Source organism: Shewanella sp. GD04112 (genome assembly GCF_029835735.1).
Taxonomy (GTDB): domain Bacteria; phylum Pseudomonadota; class Gammaproteobacteria; order Enterobacterales; family Shewanellaceae; genus Shewanella.
On the sequence record NZ_JAOEAL010000001.1, the window covers coordinates 4,450,262 to 4,465,490 of the forward strand.

Consider the following 15,229-nt stretch of genomic DNA (forward strand, 5'->3'; position numbering starts at 1 on the left):
ATTTTTTTGAACTGGGACAGTCACGCCAATTAGTCGCTTTGTGGTATGGTTGGCGACATTATTTCAATCTCGGATGATGTCTGTGAGCCTGATAACGAAAAACGTCCTACTGGGTATTGGTGGCGGCATAGCGGCCTACAAAAGTGCGGATTTAGTGCGCCGCTTAAAAGAACGCGGCTTTGATGTGCGCGTGGTGATGAGTCAAAGCGCCATGGAATTTATTACCCCTCTCACTCTGCAAGCCTTATCAGGCCATCCCGTGGCATCAAGTTTACTCGATCCGGCTGCCGAAGCGGCAATGGGACATATCGAGCTCGCGCGCTGGGCGGATTTGATGATTATTGCCCCCGCCACCGCGAATTTACTGGCCCGTATCAATGCGGGCATGGCGGATGAGCTTATCACCACCACTTGTCTTGCGACCGAAGCGCCGATAGCCCTGTGCCCCGCGATGAATCAACAGATGTATCGCAATGTCGCAACCCAAGCCAATTTAGCGAGTTTACAAGGCCGAGGTTATACCCTGTGGGGCCCCGCCAGCGGCAGCCAAGCCTGCGGCGAAGTAGGCCCTGGCCGTATGCTCGAACCGTTAGAAATCGCAGAATTAGCCAGTCGCTTTTTTGCAACAAAAGATGTCTATGCTGAACAGGAAACTCAGCCGCTAGCGGGCCAGTCGGTGCTCATTACCGCAGGACCAACCCGCGAAGCTATCGATCCGGTGCGTTATATCTCTAATCACAGCTCAGGCAAGATGGGATTCGCCTTAGCTAAAGCCGCCGCCGACATGGGCGCCGCTGTGACCTTGGTCTCAGGTCCAGTAAATTTAGCCACCCCTGAGGGGGTGACGCGAATCAATGTCGAATCCGCGCAAAACATGCTCGACGCTGTGATGGATAATGTTGATAAAAAAGATATTTTCATTGGCTGCGCGGCGGTTGCCGACTATCGCGTCAGTGATATTGCGGACTGTAAGATCAAAAAGTCCGCCGAAGAAATGCAACTTGCGCTGGTGAGGAATCCTGATATCTTAGCGACGGTCGCAAGCTTGGCAACCCGTCCTTTTGTGGTGGGATTTGCCGCCGAAACCCATGATGTAGAAACCTACGCCCGCGATAAACTCAAACGCAAAAACTTGAATATGATCGCCGCAAACGATGTATCCGTTGCTGGCCTTGGCTTTAATGCCGATGCCAATGCCCTGCGTGTATTCTGGCCGCAGGGGAGTCAAGATTTGCCTGCTACCGATAAGCTCACGTTGGCTCGGCAATTACTTTCGTTGATAGTGAAAGAAAAAACAAAATAAATGAAAACACCGATTGAATTAAAGATCCTCGATTCCCGTATTGGTTCTGAATTCCCCTTGCCCGCCTATGCCACGCCTGGCAGCGCGGGAATGGATCTTCGCGCCATGATAGATACCACAATGACGATAGCCCCAGGTGAGACTCAGTTAATCCCGACGGGCATCGCCATCCACGTGGCAGACCCAGGCCTTGCCGCCGTGATCCTGCCCCGTTCAGGCCTTGGTCATAAGCATGGTATCGTACTCGGTAATCTGGTTGGGCTTATCGATTCAGATTATCAAGGTCCCTTGATGGTTTCTTGCTGGAACCGCAGCGATACCCCATTTACGTTAGAAATTGGTGATCGTCTCGCACAACTCGTGTTTGTTCCTGTAGTACAAGCACAATTCAAACTCGTTGATGAGTTCGACAGCTCAGATCGTGGTGAAGGTGGATTTGGCCATTCTGGCACTAAATAACCAGCATCGATATTGAGCAAGGATACTGCAATGGCTGTAAGCCCAAAAATTAATCGTCGTGAACACATACTGCAATGCCTAGCGCAAATGCTAGAAACCAGTCCAGGACAACGTATTACCACCGCTAAACTCGCCTCTGAGGTCGGTGTATCGGAAGCTGCACTCTATCGCCACTTTCCGAGTAAGGCGCGGATGTTTGAAGGGTTAATTGAGTTTATTGAAGAGTCACTACTCTCCCGCATCAACATCATCATGGACGATGAAAAAGACACCATGAGACGTTGCCAATTAGTGCTACAACTGCTGTTGATTTTCGCCGAGCGCAACCCTGGGATCTCTCGGGTACTCAATGGCGATGCACTCTTAGGTGAAAACGAGCGTCTACGCAGTCGTATCAGCACCCTATTTGCCAAAATTGAAACCCAACTCAAGCAAATTCTGCGGGAAAAAACCCTACGTGAAGGGAAAGGCTTTAATTTAGATGAGGCTATTTTAGCTAATTTGCTATTAGCCTTCGCCGAAGGGCGAATCGCCCAATTTGTGCGCAGCGAGTTTAAACTCAAACCAACGCAGCACTTCGATGAACAGTGGCGCTTTATTCAGCATCAGCTGTTACAAAGCTAATGATTTTTCAATACAAAGGACGGTAATCACCGTCCTTTCTTTTATCCCCTACTTCTTGTATCGGTATTTCTTTTGTTTTAATCTCAAATAAACATTTTCAAAACAAAAACCACAATAATATTACAAGGATGTCAGATGAAATCTTTGCCATTTGCTGCATTGGCCGTAATTTGCTTGCCTATTATGTCTTTCAGCACATTCGCGGCCGAAACCTCGGCGACAAATGCCCTATCACAATCCCAATTATTTAGCCGAGGCGATGAATACGCGAACGTAAAAATATCTCCTACTGGTAAATACTTAAGTGCAATTACCAGTGTCGAGGGTAAAAATGTACTTATAGTATTGGATGCTCAAACCAAAAAACTGCTGAATGCGATTCGCTTTCCAAGTAATGCACAGGTAGGCACCTATGAGTGGGCCAATAGCGAACGCATTGTGCTGGCAAAAGAATACCTTAAGGGCTGGACCGATGTGCCCCAATACTACGGCGAATTAATGGCGGTCAACGCCGATGGTTCTCGCCCTAAATATTTATTTGGTTATAACAGCGGCGAGCAACAAACCGGCTCGAATCTCAAGAAAAATACACCTATAAGTGCTACCGCCTTTATTCTCGATCCCCTGCCTGATGACGAGCGTTATATGTTAGTCAATGCGATCCCATGGGGTGGTGCCCCGAACTTTAGTGAAACACTTCAGGATGTTTACCGCGTAGACCTTTTTAGCGGGGTTCGTAAACGTATAACAGGCTCCCCCATTGGCCGAGCACGCTTTATGACAGACCATGAGGGTGAAGTCCGCTTTGTGGCAGGGGAAGATGGCAAAAATATCACTAAAGTCTTTTACCGCAAAGATGGCGAATGGGTAAACACCGATAAACTTAACCTTGGCTTAAGTGATTTTACGCCTATCTCTTTCGCTGATAATAAAAATATCATCTATGCTGCCGGTCGCAAGGGTACTGAAACCTTAGGCGTCTATCGCATCAACCTCGAAACAGGCGAGAAGGCCGAGATCATTCAAGATGAGGTGGTTGATCCCAGCAACTTCTGGATCAATGGCACCAATAAGCAGCTGTATGCCGTTGAATTTGAAAATGGCTATCCCAGTTATGCCTTTGTCGATAACAACGATAGCCACGCCAAACTACTCAAGGATTTAATTGCAGCTCTACCCGGGCATCAAGTACGGATTGTCAGCGAAACCCGTAATGGTGAGCAACTGGTGGTGATTGCATTTAACGACCGCAATCCCGGTGATTACTATGTGTTTGATACGAAAAAGCTCAAGCTAGAGTATCTAGCCACCGCCCGCAAATGGCTCGACCCAGAGCAAATGGCGGAGGTTAAACCTATTAGTTTCACCAACCGTGATGGCCAGAAAATCCATGGCTACTTAACCTTACCCTTCGGCAAAGAAGCCAAAAATCTCCCTTTGGTCGTGAATCCCCATGGTGGTCCCCATGGCATTCGTGACTGGTGGGGTTTTGACCCACAAAACCAACTACTTGCTCAAAATGGTATGGCGGTGTTGCAGGTTAACTTCCGTGGCTCAGGTGGTTATGGCGAGCGTTTCGAGCAAGCAGGCTATCAAAAGTGGGGATCGGATATTCAGCACGATATTATCGATGCAACTCAATATGTGATTGATCAAGGCTTTGCCGATAAGGAACGGGTGTGTATCGCAGGAGGTAGCTTTGGCGGCTATAGCGCACTACAAAGCGCCGTATTAGCACCCGATATGTTTAAATGCGCGGTTGGGTTTGCCGGTGTGTATGATCTGGAGTTGATGTTTGATGAAGGTGACGTCGCCAGAACACGTTCAGGCACAAGCTATCTTAAGGACGTGCTTGGCCAAGACACAGCCACCCTAAAAGCCATGTCTCCCTCTGAGAACGTTGCTAAATTAAAAGCGAACCTTTTACTGGTGCACGGTGGTGACGATGAGCGAGCGCCGATTGAACAACTCGAATCACTCGAAAAAGCCCTCAAAGCCCATAATTATCCCTATCAAAAACTGGTGATGGATAACGAAGGCCACGGTTTTTATAACGATGAGCATAGAGCCAAGTATTACGATCAGATGCTGAGCTTCTTAAAAACCAACTTAAAACTTTAGCACTCACTAAAATAACTAGAGCATGTTGACGTTTCGAGATTAAATTTTGTTAGCTCTGGCAAGCACGTGCTAGCGAAACGAGGAATGATGTGTCGTTATTCTACTCAAATGACGAGCGGCTCTTATGACAGAAAGTCAGAGCAAGGGCTTGCCAGACGAACCCTTCGGGCGGCATTTGGCTGGCTTTTCTGCCGCGTTATCGTCCGTTTATGTAGAATAACTACACTGCACGGACTTTGCCTTGCATAAAAGCCAGCCACATTGCCGCAAAAATAACCCTGAAACGTCAACACGCCCTATTATCTTCATCAAGATAATGATGTTTTAGCACCCAGAGGAGCCGATAATCGATAAGGACTATCGGCTTTTTCATCTTCAGCGTGAGCGTTTTTTGGTATGAATTATCCGCAATTCGCGCTATTCTCCCCCACCTTGTTCTTACCCAGATAAGAACCAGTCGATTTGTACCTGAGTTCACCCATTGTACAAACTCAGTTTAGGGTGCTAGGTTTTCAGTGATAGCCGCTACTGCAGTAGTGGAGGATAAGATGGCATTAAGTGAAGCAGCAGTAAAAGTACAAGCCGCCCTACAAGAACGCGGACTTGAAACCCCCATGCTCCCCAATGTGTTTACGCCTGAAGAGCGTAAGGACAAGATTGAATTCCATATGAAGGAAATCCTGACATTAATGTCGCTGGATCTTTCCGACGACAGTCTTGCCGATACTCCACGCCGCATCGCCAAAATGTATGTCGACGAAATATTCTCCGGCTTAGACTATGAAAATTTCCCGAAGATCACTGTCATTGATAACAAAATGGGCTTCGATGAGATGGTGCGCGTGCAGGATATCAGCCTGACCAGTACCTGTGAGCATCACTTAGTCACTATCGATGGCACAGCGACGATCGCTTATATTCCACGTAAGAAAATTATCGGTTTATCAAAGATTAACCGCATAGTGCGGTTCTTCTCCCAGCGTCCACAGGTGCAAGAGCGCTTAACTCAGCAAGTGTTAGTTGCCTTGCAAACCTTGCTCGAAACCAAAGACGTAGCCGTGAAAATGGATGCGGTGCATTACTGCGTCAAATCCCGCGGCGTGATGGACTCCACCAGCTCCACCACGACCACCGCCTTAGGGGGCATTTTTAAATCTAACCCCGCCACCCGTGCCGAGTTTTTAAATCAATCCAAATAAGCTGTTAGATTTAATCAGGGCATAAAAAAACGCTGCCATTCTTATTGAATCGCAGCGTTTTTGTTTTAGCGGTTTATAACCTCATTATGCCTCGATGCCATACTGCTCACGGTACTGGCTTACCGCTGCCAATTGCACTTCCATACCCGGTTTTTCTGACAGGTAGCTGATCAGATCGGCAAGCTTGATGATCGCCACAATACCGCAGCCAAAATCACGCTCAACCTCTTGGATGGCCGACAGTTCGCCCTTGCCTTTCTCTTGTCTATCCAGCGCGATTAATACGCCAGCCAGCTGCGCCTGATGGGCCTCGATGATTTCCATCGACTCACGAATCGCCGTACCTGCGGTGATCACATCGTCCACCAACATTACACGACCTTTAAGCTCGCTACCGACTAAGCTGCCGCCTTCACCGTGATCTTTTTTCTCTTTACGGTTAAAGCAGTAGGGAATATCGATATCATGGTGTTCGCACAAGGCCACCGCAGTCGTGGTCGCAATCGGAATACCTTTGTAAGCCGGGCCAAACAACAGATCGTATTCTATGCCTGAATCCACTAACGCCGCCGCGTAAAAACGTCCTAAACGCGCAAGGTCTCGTCCAGTATTGAATAAACCCGCATTAAAGAAATAAGGACTGATACGGCCCGATTTAAGGGTAAACTCACCGAATCGCAGTACCTGACGCTCTAGGGCAAATTCAATAAACTCACGTTGATAGGCTTTCACAATCTCTCCTTACGACTTTAACGTTCTATTTTTATTGGGTTATAGCAATATTGATTTAATAAAAAGCCCCATAACGGGGCTTCTTATCAACAACAATTAATTCAATGCGGCTTTCTGCACATCGACGATTTCACGAATACTGTTCTTCGCCAATCCGAGTAGCTCAATCAATTCTTCATGGCTAAACGGCTCACCTTCGGCCGTACCTTGAATTTCAATAATCTTACCGGTTTCCGTCATAACTACGTTCATATCGGTTTCGGCCGCGCTGTCTTCCACATATTCAAGATCGCTGATCGCTTCACCGTTGTAGATACCTACGCTGACCGCAGCAATCAAAAACTTCAGTGGGTTAGACTTGATAATGCCCTTACCACGAGCCCAGTTCAGTGCATCCACAAGAGCCACACAGGCACCTGTGATAGATGCGGTACGAGTACCGCCATCGGCTTGGATCACATCACAATCAATAACGATAGTGTTTTCACCAAGGGCTTTCATATCGACGCAAGCACGCAGTGCACGGCCAATCAGACGCTGGATCTCTTGAGTACGACCAGATTGCTTACCGCGAGCCGCTTCACGGTCCATACGACTGTGGGTTGAACGTGGCAACATACCGTATTCCGCCGTCACCCAGCCTTGTCCCTGACCTTTAAGGAAACGTGGCACACCCTCAGTAAAACTGGCGGTACAAAGTACTTTGGTTTCGCCAAACTCCACTAACACAGAACCTTCGGCATGGGCCGTAAACTGGCGAGTGATAGTGATGGGACGTGTTTGTGCTGGCGTTCTGTTACTTGGACGCATGCGAGATTCCTGTATTCTGAGTCATTGACCGATTTTGGCTGCATATTATAGGGATTTGTGCCTGAGGATGCCATGCCTAGGGCCATTCTCTGGCAAACTCCGCCATTTACAACACCAGCTTTCCCTTCGCAGTATACTGTATGCCTTTAATCCTAAAGCCATTGACTCTATAATCGCCTATCAATATGACGATTCAACCATTAGGACAATCCCATGATCCAAAGCATGACAGCCTACGCTCGCATCGAGCACAAAGCACAATGGGGCACCGCCTCTTGGGAAATTCGCTCAGTTAACCAACGTTATCTCGAAACTTATCTGCGCTTACCCGAACAATTTCGCAGTTTCGAGCCAGTGCTGCGCGACCGCCTGCGTAAACGTTTAAGCCGCGGTAAAGTTGAAGTCAACTTACGCTATGAGTTAGCCGACAATAGCAATAACGAACTTAAATTAAATCAAGGATTAGCTAAACAGCTGCTCGACGCGGCCAGTTGGCTAAAGCAAGAAGCCGGACAAGGCGAAGTCAACCTCACCGACATTTTGCGCTGGCCAGGAGTGCTCTCAAGCTCAGAGCAAGATATGGATGCAATTGGGGCCGAGTTATTAACGGCTTTCGATTTAGCAATAGATCAGTTTATCGAAGCCCGTGGCCGCGAAGGCGCCGCGATTAAAGAAATGTTGTTAAGCCGTTTAGAAGGCGTCGAAGAACAAATCGCTATCGTGCGCGAGCACATGCCTAAAGTGATGGAATATCAACGCGATAAACTCACCAATCGCCTCGCGGAAATCAAAGGTGAACTCGACCCTGCCCGCATCGAGCAGGAGATGATCCTGTTAGCACAAAAACAAGATGTGGCCGAAGAGATGGACAGACTCGAAGCACACGTCACCGAAGCGCGCCGCATCCTCAAAAAAGGCGGCAGCGAAGGCCGTCGCTTAGATTTTATGATGCAGGAATTTAACCGCGAATCGAACACCCTCGCCTCAAAATCCATCAGCACCGAAATCACCGCCGCCGCAGTCGAGCTCAAAGTGCTCATTGAACAAATGCGCGAACAGATCCAAAACGTGGAATGATTTCCACAGTCATCCACCAAACATCATTAACCATTGTTTTTAATCAACTTTAACATTTAACCCGTCTACTAACATCCATCCATACCACCAATACCCACCGCTATATGGTGGGTATATTGGTGGGTATGCTACAATAATCCCGATCGTCAGTGGTGGGTATTATTGACTTTCATAAAAGCAACCTTAAGGTCATGATGGGGAATGGATTTATGGGAAACCTAACAGTAAAAGAGATTGAGTCCAAGGCTAAAGGAGAACCTGGCCGGTATGCAGATGGAGCCGGTCTGTATTTTGTTGTCCCAAAGCTTGGCGTTCCATATTGGATGCTCCGTTACACGGCGCAATCCAAACGCAAGGAAATGACCTTAGCAAAATACAGTGATATGTCTCTTGCGGATGCGCGTGCGGAAGCTGCTACCAAAATGAAACAGTTTCGCGATGGTCTCGACCCACTCATAGCCAAAAAACGTGCAGAGCAATCCCAAATCAAAACCGTTGATGATCTCTTTGCCGATTGGCATTTAGGTAACGTTAAAAGACTCAAGCACCACGAAATCCCCGAACGTATCTACCGTAAAGACATTGCTCCCCATATAGGCAGCTTCAACGTCGATAGCGTCACAGCCAGAGACATAAAGGCTGTATTACAAGCCATTGCAGCCACTAACCGCCCAGCAATAGCTAACGATGCTCTAATGTACTGCAAGCAGCTTTTTAATCACGGCATAAAGCTGGATCTGCTTGGCGCAAATCCCGCAAGTGCATTTTCTATATCAGATGCTGGTGGCTTAGAAAAAAGTAAAGACCGCGCTTTAACGCTAGAGGAAGTCACCACGTTTTTTAAAATCGCTAGGGAAAATAGTAACAGCTTTAGCCGTGACAACTATCTAGCCTGTGCACTACTGATTACATTGGGAGTACGTAAGTCTGAGTTGGCTGAAGCGCCTTGGAGGGAGTTTAATCTTGATAAAAAGGTGTGGAATCTGTCCAAAGACAGAAGCAAATCAGGTGTGGGTATTGCGATTCCATTGCCTCCCATCGTGATGGGATGGTTATATGAGTTAAAAATTAGAGCACATGACTCCGAGTATGTCTTCCCAAGCAGACGCTCCAGTAAAAATCCCCATATGGGCCCTGATACGCTAAACCGAGCAATCACTAAACTATTTGGCCACGAAGCTGGTAAGAAAAAACAGCCCCCAAACTTAATGGGTGATATGCCCCACTTCACTGTGCACGATCTACGTCGTACCTGCCGCACCCTTCTTGCAAAACAAGGAACGCCAGGGCACGTTGCAGAGCGTTGCCTTAACCACAAACTAAAGGGTGTTGAAGGGATTTATAACCAGCATGATTATTTCGATGAGCGAAGGGAAGCGCTAGAAAAATTGTCGATATATTTGAATAATATTATCAACAATTCACTTTTTGGAAATAAATTAAATTAACTTATTGCAATTTTATTGAGTTACACATTATAGTCTTAACTGATTTTTAAAGAATTACAATTAATCAATACGGAACTAATCATTAAGGATGAAATATGTACGATCGTAAACGCGTATACTTTAAAAGTAGTGAAAAACAGTTATTTAACTCATGCCTAGATGCTGTAAAAAGTTTAGGTTACTCGGCAAAAGTTCTTCCAGGAAATCTTTTAGAAATTAACGCAGGAGGGCTATTTTCAAAGAAGAAAATGATAATTGATATTGATAAAATTGAAAATGAAAATGCATATGTACTCCCACAATATATAGATACAGATGAGAGCGTTCATCTTGACAATGCATTTGGAAAAATAATTAATAAGATGAGGCAAACAACGGGCTAATCTAATATTAATTTGATGGTATATTAATGAATGATGGTGTTAAAAACACCTTGAATAAAATGTATTCAGCACCATCATAAATTATCAAGTTCATTTAGCCTTGTTTTATAACCTTTCCAGAATTAGACAAGCTTCACGATTTAGTTCAATAAACTCCAGCCAACTATATTGAGTCTTGTAATTCAGCAGATATTGTTTATTAATCTGACAAATCAGCGGGCGTGATTCATATATTGTGCATAATTTTGATTCTGCATGATAGTACTGACAAATGCCGTCACCTCGATCGAGAAACTGGGTTTCAATTGCGCTGCCTACGTTACGACAGCAGGCTCCACACTGGTTACAGGGAAATTCTGGACTTAAAGTCATAGCTTACTTAGCCAATTGCGTACGGAATCGATATTCCCTGATTCAAATGGGAGCGTGATATTGCGCCGCTTAACTTCTGCATGTAGTAATAGGCCACGTTCAATTTCACAATTTACTGCCTTCAGATGTTGGGTAAAATGTTCCAACTCAGACACATCAATAGAAAATTCAATAGCATAAAGCTCCGATAAATAACGATCCAGTTCTGCGTTAATCTGTTGATAATACTCCAGTGCCAACTGGTATTTACTTTTAAAGTTATCCAAAAATGCCCAAACTTTTTTCATTAACTCACTATGTTCAAGAAAATACCCCATTACCAAAGTTAATAAACCTGTGGCCAACGCACTACAAAAAGCAGCAAGTTCTGGACCGAAAGGGAAAATGAAAATTTTTGCCAACATTTCATTAATTATCACCCCCACAGCTACAGCAACACCTGCGGCTAGAAGCTTACATACCGCTTTAGTTAACTGCCCTGGTGATAAATCATCAGGGTTAAAGACTATAATTTTGAAAGCCTGCACTAAGTTATTCCACATTTCGCGAATCAACCGCACAATCATCTTCTTCGTGGTAAAAATAATATTTAAAAGCGTTGTTGTGACACTAGACAGTATGCCGCCTATTGCCCCATCTTTAAACGAAATTAGAAAGGAGCTAAATTTTGCTTGTATCCGCAACCAAATAGCATGAAATGCTTCTTTAATTTCATCTAGAAAATCTCCCGCATCAAAAGCTTTACGGTGCCTCTCAAATATCACTGGGATTCGTTCGCGCAATTCAAACCAGATCTCCGCCAAAACCAGCCCCAACATTTGTCGTGTTCCCATGCGAACAGCATTATTTAACGTGGCACTAGTAACTTCTTTAGCGAACTTACTGCTAGTGTAATATTCTTTATTGATAGTTGAATTATATTGTTCGCGAGCATTTTGATCAGCTGCTTTCATTTTTTTAAAGTCAGCAGCAGCTTTATTCTCCAGCTTATTAAGGTGTTTTTGTTCTTCATCCGTTAATGTAGGTTTACTACGTAATTGTGCAATGTCTTTTTTTGTTTCAGCATATTGCTCTTGTAACCCATGGATAAAAGAATCCATCGTTTTCGCTTTTTTGGCCTTATTTAACGATTCACTAGTGAAGACAAGATTAGAAGAATGATTCGCAAGATCTGCACCATCACACTCAGCAAGAATTCGACCTGAATCATTGTGGATCTCATTAGCGGAAATAACATGGTCAAGGTTCTTATTGCCATTAGCAACAAAATACTCGCCAGTATACTGATCACGCAGTGTACCTTCCGCGTGTGCCGTTTTTCCAACTCGGTTGGTAGCAATGTAGTTTTCGTGGCTATGGTAATGATGCGAATTATATCCCTCACGTTGCTTATAGCGTTCACGTTCTACATCTGTTGCATATACTCCTTGGCGCACATTGTGAATGGTATTAACATCACCACCATCCTTATCGTTCAGTAGAAGAAAATCCAAACCAAATGAGGTAGTCAGGCTTTTCACTACTGTCTGATGCAACTCTTCAGTCCAATCAAATTTAGTGGCATTCATTTCATTCTGTCCGATTTATGGCAACGCAGGGCTTAAACGCCCTGCTAAGATTAATTAAATACTAAACTTTCTGAATTTAGTGGCTGACACTCTCAACTCCTCATCTAGAACCTCTTTATTTAGCATCTTCATACCGTTGCTATCCGTTTGTTCTTGGATTACTCCATCTGTAATAACAATCTCATCATTTTCTTGTATTACTGGTTTGAACAATGGTTTCGTAACAATATCGGTTATGATCCCAGCTAACTCGAAGCCATCCCCAACTAGTCTTATAATGTCATCAGACACATTATTTAATTTACCTTTGTTCATTTCAGCATGCATAAATTTCAAAGGCTCAAAATAATGATTAACGAAAACTGCACATATTTCTCTAACGTGTAGATTAAGGCGATCCACATATTCCTTGATTTCATTCAGACGAGATTCTGCTAAAGTCATTTTTTCTACCGCAGAGTCCACCTCAAGGGTGGTTTGACAGGCGCTATCGAACGCCTTTTCAGCGTGGCTATTGTAAGCCCAACCTGCAATAAGCAGAATTGGAGCAGCAACTGCACTACCTAGTACCAAAGAGCCTCCCGCCATACCTAAACCACCTGTTGCTAGAGAGCCGCCACCAAGCGCAGCCATGGTGGCATTGTATGCTGCTGCACCAGAGAGTGATGTAATAGCCGTTCCTGTAGAAGCAGCCCCTAAAGTCATAACTCCACCATAAGTAGCAAAACCAGCTGCCACACCAACAGCCCCAGCACCAGTCATAGTTCCTAAATATCCGACCGCGGATATACTTAAATCCTGAATTTTATTAATACTATGCTGCGGAATTCCTATATTCAGAGCCTTTTTCTGATCTTCTTTCAGACGAGGAATCAGATCTTTGACTATTCTCTCAAACTCGCCGAAATCTTTGCCGATACTCAATTTGGTATAACCGTAGTTATCTAAACTTTTCAGCATATCTGACTCAGTCTTATCAAAGCTTTCTTTGTGCCGTTTATACAAATGCCTCGCGTCTTCTAATATATCTTCGGCTTGCGATTTTTTTTCGTAACCGTCATAGGCTTTTTTTGCCCCCACTGCAGCTGCGGCAGCAGCTGCACCCCAAATAATGAAAGGTAATGCCATGATCCATATCTCCTTGTTCAACTATTTATCGAGTTGTAGCTCACAAATGTAGTCATTTTTTACAGCCAAGTAACTACGCAACATATTTAAAAAATCCATTTTTAACCATTCAGGTTTCAGTATTTCGATATTCGGCAACCAAAATAAAATTAAGGGCATTATTTGACTCTTATGTGCCGCTCTACATCGCCAAGTTTCGCCATTTTCATCTTTAAATAAGAGTTCTTGTTTTGGCAATAAATCTCGTCTAGTAAAGTAATCAGAAATACTGTGACTAATACGGAACTGTACCTCAAAAATTTCCTCACTAACCCAAGGGTCTTGATATTCATTAATCAAAGAAAGTATCGAATTATTAACCATAAAGTGTTCATTTTTTTTCGCCAACCAATTTATTTTACTTAAAGAAAACGACTTTAACTTTCCACTTTCTGTAGCCATCAAGTACCAAATACTTTTCTGGTTGACGAGCTTGTATGGATGCACAACACGAGTTGTATTTTTATAAAAAATGTCGCACACACAATTTTTTTGAATAGCATCCTCAATTAAATGTAAGTACTTTTGTAAGTCGTTTTTTGCCGAATGTTCAGCGGGAAGGTGCAAAACACGAATATGCTCATCTGAGGCCCGCTTCTCCAAGCGTTTCCAAAAAAGTTCATTTCTGTCAGGAAAAAATGTATCAGCATCTAGCAGTTTAGCCAATGGGTTATGTAGAAGAGGAGTTTTTGGATGAGTAAGCCGATATTCACCAGCTCCGCAGCATTCGATAAATGAAGATAGCATATTTAAATCACGATAAGCCGTACGCTCCGTGATATTGAATTTCTCCATTAAATGGAAACGATTGACTGCCCCATGTGTTTGTAATTCAATAAGAATATCAATTAAACGCTCTGCCGAACGGCTCCGTGTTAAATCAGCCATAAGAATTCACTATTCCTTTTCATCTTATACGCACTATAAATAAAGAACTGACATCCTTTGTCAGTAAATAGACTGATATGAATTTTTATATTTTATTTGTTTATCAGATTTCATATCCTTAAACAAAAACTCGAGATAAAATTTGAATAGCATCACACTAAATCGGGAAGGTATAAGCATGGTAATCCTTACGCAAGCTTGAATTTGCTACATGCTACACGATAAGAATTAACCTTTGCCAGCCACTAAGATCATATTTTTAGTAAAAATTATACAAAACCATTAGTCCTGCACGCCTCATCCAAAAAAAACGAATAAAAAAGCCTCACTAAAGAGGCTTAACACTATTAGGTCGCTTCAACGAACAACAAATCAAACTTGTGCTTTTAACTGCAGCCAGCCTTGTTCACATAAGCGTTCCCAAGCTGCAAGAATATGAGCGGGTTTCATTGCGGCCTTTCTCGCATTCCAGCTATGGACCAACTTAACTAACTCTTCAGCAGACAGTGCAGTATCAGACTCTTGTGTCACAACCCAATGAACCGTTGACAGTAGTTCCATGCCGTTCTGAGACTCATACCCTTCAATTAGCTTAGCGACTTTATCAAAACGTTGCTTAGTCTCTGAGTGTTGCTCTAGGAAACCTAAAGCCTCCTTGGCGGCATCATCTTTGAGATCAATAGGTGTCTCTGGCTTATTCAAACCATCGGCATAACCAGAAATAAAGTGACCTTCCATCTTGGAGCAGGAGCCCCAAGACCAGCTGTGATATATGTCATTACAATTCACAGATAAAGCCTGAGCTTTGTAGGAAAACATCAATAAAGTCAACATATTGAAATCATTAACATGAGGTAAAGCAATTCATCAGAGTGGATATTCGTCACTAAGGCGAATCGACGGTTAATGGATTAAGCCTCTTAGCAGCCTTGTATCCCAATTTGAGTGAGGCGCTTGCTTTATGTCATCCATCTTCGCTATTCGCTCACAGACTCCCGACTTTCACAAATTTGTTGATTAACCAAACAGCTTGCTATGCCCACACTTCGCCGAGTGCCATTTTGCTGGTAAGGTATGC

At 44.1% G+C, this 15,229-nt stretch carries 14 protein-coding genes; 8 read left to right on the top strand and 6 right to left on the bottom strand.

All coding sequences use genetic code 11. From position 1 onward, the window contains the following. Positions 1–73 precede the first annotated feature (73 nt). From coaBC to folE, 5 genes are all read left to right on the top strand, one after another. Positions 74–1,303: a bifunctional phosphopantothenoylcysteine decarboxylase/phosphopantothenate--cysteine ligase CoaBC gene (gene coaBC / locus N7386_RS19540; RefSeq protein WP_279771079.1), complete on the top strand. Its 1,230-nt coding sequence runs from the start codon at positions 74–76 to the stop codon at positions 1,301–1,303. Further along, positions 1,304–1,762: a dUTP diphosphatase gene (gene dut / locus N7386_RS19545; protein WP_011624324.1), complete on the top strand. Its 459-nt coding sequence runs from the start codon at positions 1,304–1,306 to the stop codon at positions 1,760–1,762. Between the two features lie 30 nt (positions 1,763–1,792). After that, a complete protein-coding gene (gene slmA / locus N7386_RS19550; RefSeq protein WP_011624325.1) occupies positions 1,793–2,386 on the top strand; it encodes a nucleoid occlusion factor SlmA in 594 nt (197 codons plus the stop codon). A gap of 135 nt (positions 2,387–2,521) precedes the next feature. After that, complete coding sequence (locus N7386_RS19555) at positions 2,522–4,507, top strand: S9 family peptidase (protein ID WP_279770459.1); 1,986 nt, start codon at positions 2,522–2,524, stop codon at positions 4,505–4,507. Between the two features lie 548 nt (positions 4,508–5,055). Further along, the gene (folE, locus tag N7386_RS19560; RefSeq protein WP_011624327.1) at positions 5,056–5,706 is read left to right on the top strand and encodes a GTP cyclohydrolase I FolE; all 651 of its coding nucleotides are present in this window, start codon (positions 5,056–5,058) and stop codon (positions 5,704–5,706) included. A gap of 84 nt (positions 5,707–5,790) precedes the next feature. Here folE and pyrE read toward each other — a convergent pair whose 3' ends face one another. Together pyrE and rph are read right to left on the bottom strand one after the other, a co-directional pair. Continuing rightward, the gene (gene pyrE, locus N7386_RS19565; protein WP_133182537.1) at positions 5,791–6,438 is read right to left on the bottom strand and encodes an orotate phosphoribosyltransferase; all 648 of its coding nucleotides are present in this window, start codon (positions 6,436–6,438) and stop codon (positions 5,791–5,793) included. A 96-nt stretch (positions 6,439–6,534) separates the two neighbouring features. Further along, positions 6,535–7,248, bottom strand: a complete 714-nt coding sequence (gene rph, locus N7386_RS19570) for a ribonuclease PH (RefSeq protein ID WP_011624329.1) — start codon at positions 7,246–7,248, stop codon at positions 6,535–6,537. A 213-nt stretch (positions 7,249–7,461) separates the two neighbouring features. On the opposite strand from rph, the gene N7386_RS19575 reads away from it, so the two are divergent. From N7386_RS19575 to N7386_RS19585, 3 genes are all read left to right on the top strand, one after another. After that, positions 7,462–8,325, top strand: coding sequence for a YicC/YloC family endoribonuclease (locus N7386_RS19575; RefSeq protein WP_278890904.1), 864 nt, complete (start codon positions 7,462–7,464; stop codon positions 8,323–8,325). Positions 8,326–8,534: 209 nt separating this feature from the next. Further along, entirely contained in the window at positions 8,535–9,773 is a 1,239-nt protein-coding gene (locus N7386_RS19580) for a site-specific integrase (RefSeq protein WP_279770465.1), read from the top strand. Between the two features lie 95 nt (positions 9,774–9,868). Then, positions 9,869–10,156 carry a hypothetical protein gene (locus N7386_RS19585; protein ID WP_279770467.1) on the top strand — a complete coding sequence of 96 codons (288 nt, stop codon included), beginning with the start codon at positions 9,869–9,871 and terminating at the stop codon, positions 10,154–10,156. Between the two features lie 368 nt (positions 10,157–10,524). On the opposite strand, the gene N7386_RS19590 is transcribed toward N7386_RS19585, so the two are convergent. From N7386_RS19590 to N7386_RS19605, 4 genes are all read right to left on the bottom strand, one after another. After that, positions 10,525–12,096, bottom strand: coding sequence for a hypothetical protein (locus N7386_RS19590; RefSeq protein ID WP_279770469.1), 1,572 nt, complete (start codon positions 12,094–12,096; stop codon positions 10,525–10,527). Between the two features lie 54 nt (positions 12,097–12,150). Then, entirely contained in the window at positions 12,151–13,224 is a 1,074-nt protein-coding gene (locus tag N7386_RS19595) for a hypothetical protein (RefSeq protein WP_279770471.1), read from the bottom strand. A gap of 21 nt (positions 13,225–13,245) precedes the next feature. Next, a complete protein-coding gene (locus tag N7386_RS19600) occupies positions 13,246–14,151 on the bottom strand; it encodes a WYL domain-containing protein (protein WP_279770473.1) in 906 nt (301 codons plus the stop codon). Between the two features lie 372 nt (positions 14,152–14,523). Then, positions 14,524–14,985 carry a hypothetical protein gene (locus tag N7386_RS19605; RefSeq protein ID WP_279770475.1) on the bottom strand — a complete coding sequence of 154 codons (462 nt, stop codon included), beginning with the start codon at positions 14,983–14,985 and terminating at the stop codon, positions 14,524–14,526. Positions 14,986–15,229: the final 244 nt, after the last annotated feature.

What these genes read in the sequence shown, in the direction of transcription:
- coaBC (WP_279771079.1), top strand. Translation starts at nt 74, where the DNA reads ATGATGTCTGTGAGCCTGATAACGAAAAACGTCCTACTGGGTATTGGT.
- dut (WP_011624324.1), top strand. Translation starts at nt 1,304, where the DNA reads ATGAAAACACCGATTGAATTAAAGATCCTCGATTCCCGTATTGGTTCT.
- slmA (WP_011624325.1), top strand. Translation starts at nt 1,793, where the DNA reads ATGGCTGTAAGCCCAAAAATTAATCGTCGTGAACACATACTGCAATGC.
- N7386_RS19555 (WP_279770459.1), top strand. Translation starts at nt 2,522, where the DNA reads ATGAAATCTTTGCCATTTGCTGCATTGGCCGTAATTTGCTTGCCTATT.
- folE (WP_011624327.1), top strand. Translation starts at nt 5,056, where the DNA reads ATGGCATTAAGTGAAGCAGCAGTAAAAGTACAAGCCGCCCTACAAGAA.
- rph (WP_011624329.1), bottom strand. Translation starts at nt 7,248, where the DNA reads ATGCGTCCAAGTAACAGAACGCCAGCACAAACACGTCCCATCACTATC.
- N7386_RS19575 (WP_278890904.1), top strand. Translation starts at nt 7,462, where the DNA reads ATGATCCAAAGCATGACAGCCTACGCTCGCATCGAGCACAAAGCACAA.
- N7386_RS19580 (WP_279770465.1), top strand. Translation starts at nt 8,535, where the DNA reads ATGGGAAACCTAACAGTAAAAGAGATTGAGTCCAAGGCTAAAGGAGAA.
- N7386_RS19585 (WP_279770467.1), top strand. Translation starts at nt 9,869, where the DNA reads ATGTACGATCGTAAACGCGTATACTTTAAAAGTAGTGAAAAACAGTTA.
- N7386_RS19590 (WP_279770469.1), bottom strand. Translation starts at nt 12,096, where the DNA reads ATGAATGCCACTAAATTTGATTGGACTGAAGAGTTGCATCAGACAGTA.
- N7386_RS19595 (WP_279770471.1), bottom strand. Translation starts at nt 13,224, where the DNA reads ATGGCATTACCTTTCATTATTTGGGGTGCAGCTGCTGCCGCAGCTGCA.
- N7386_RS19600 (WP_279770473.1), bottom strand. Translation starts at nt 14,151, where the DNA reads ATGGCTGATTTAACACGGAGCCGTTCGGCAGAGCGTTTAATTGATATT.
- N7386_RS19605 (WP_279770475.1), bottom strand. Translation starts at nt 14,985, where the DNA reads ATGTTGACTTTATTGATGTTTTCCTACAAAGCTCAGGCTTTATCTGTG.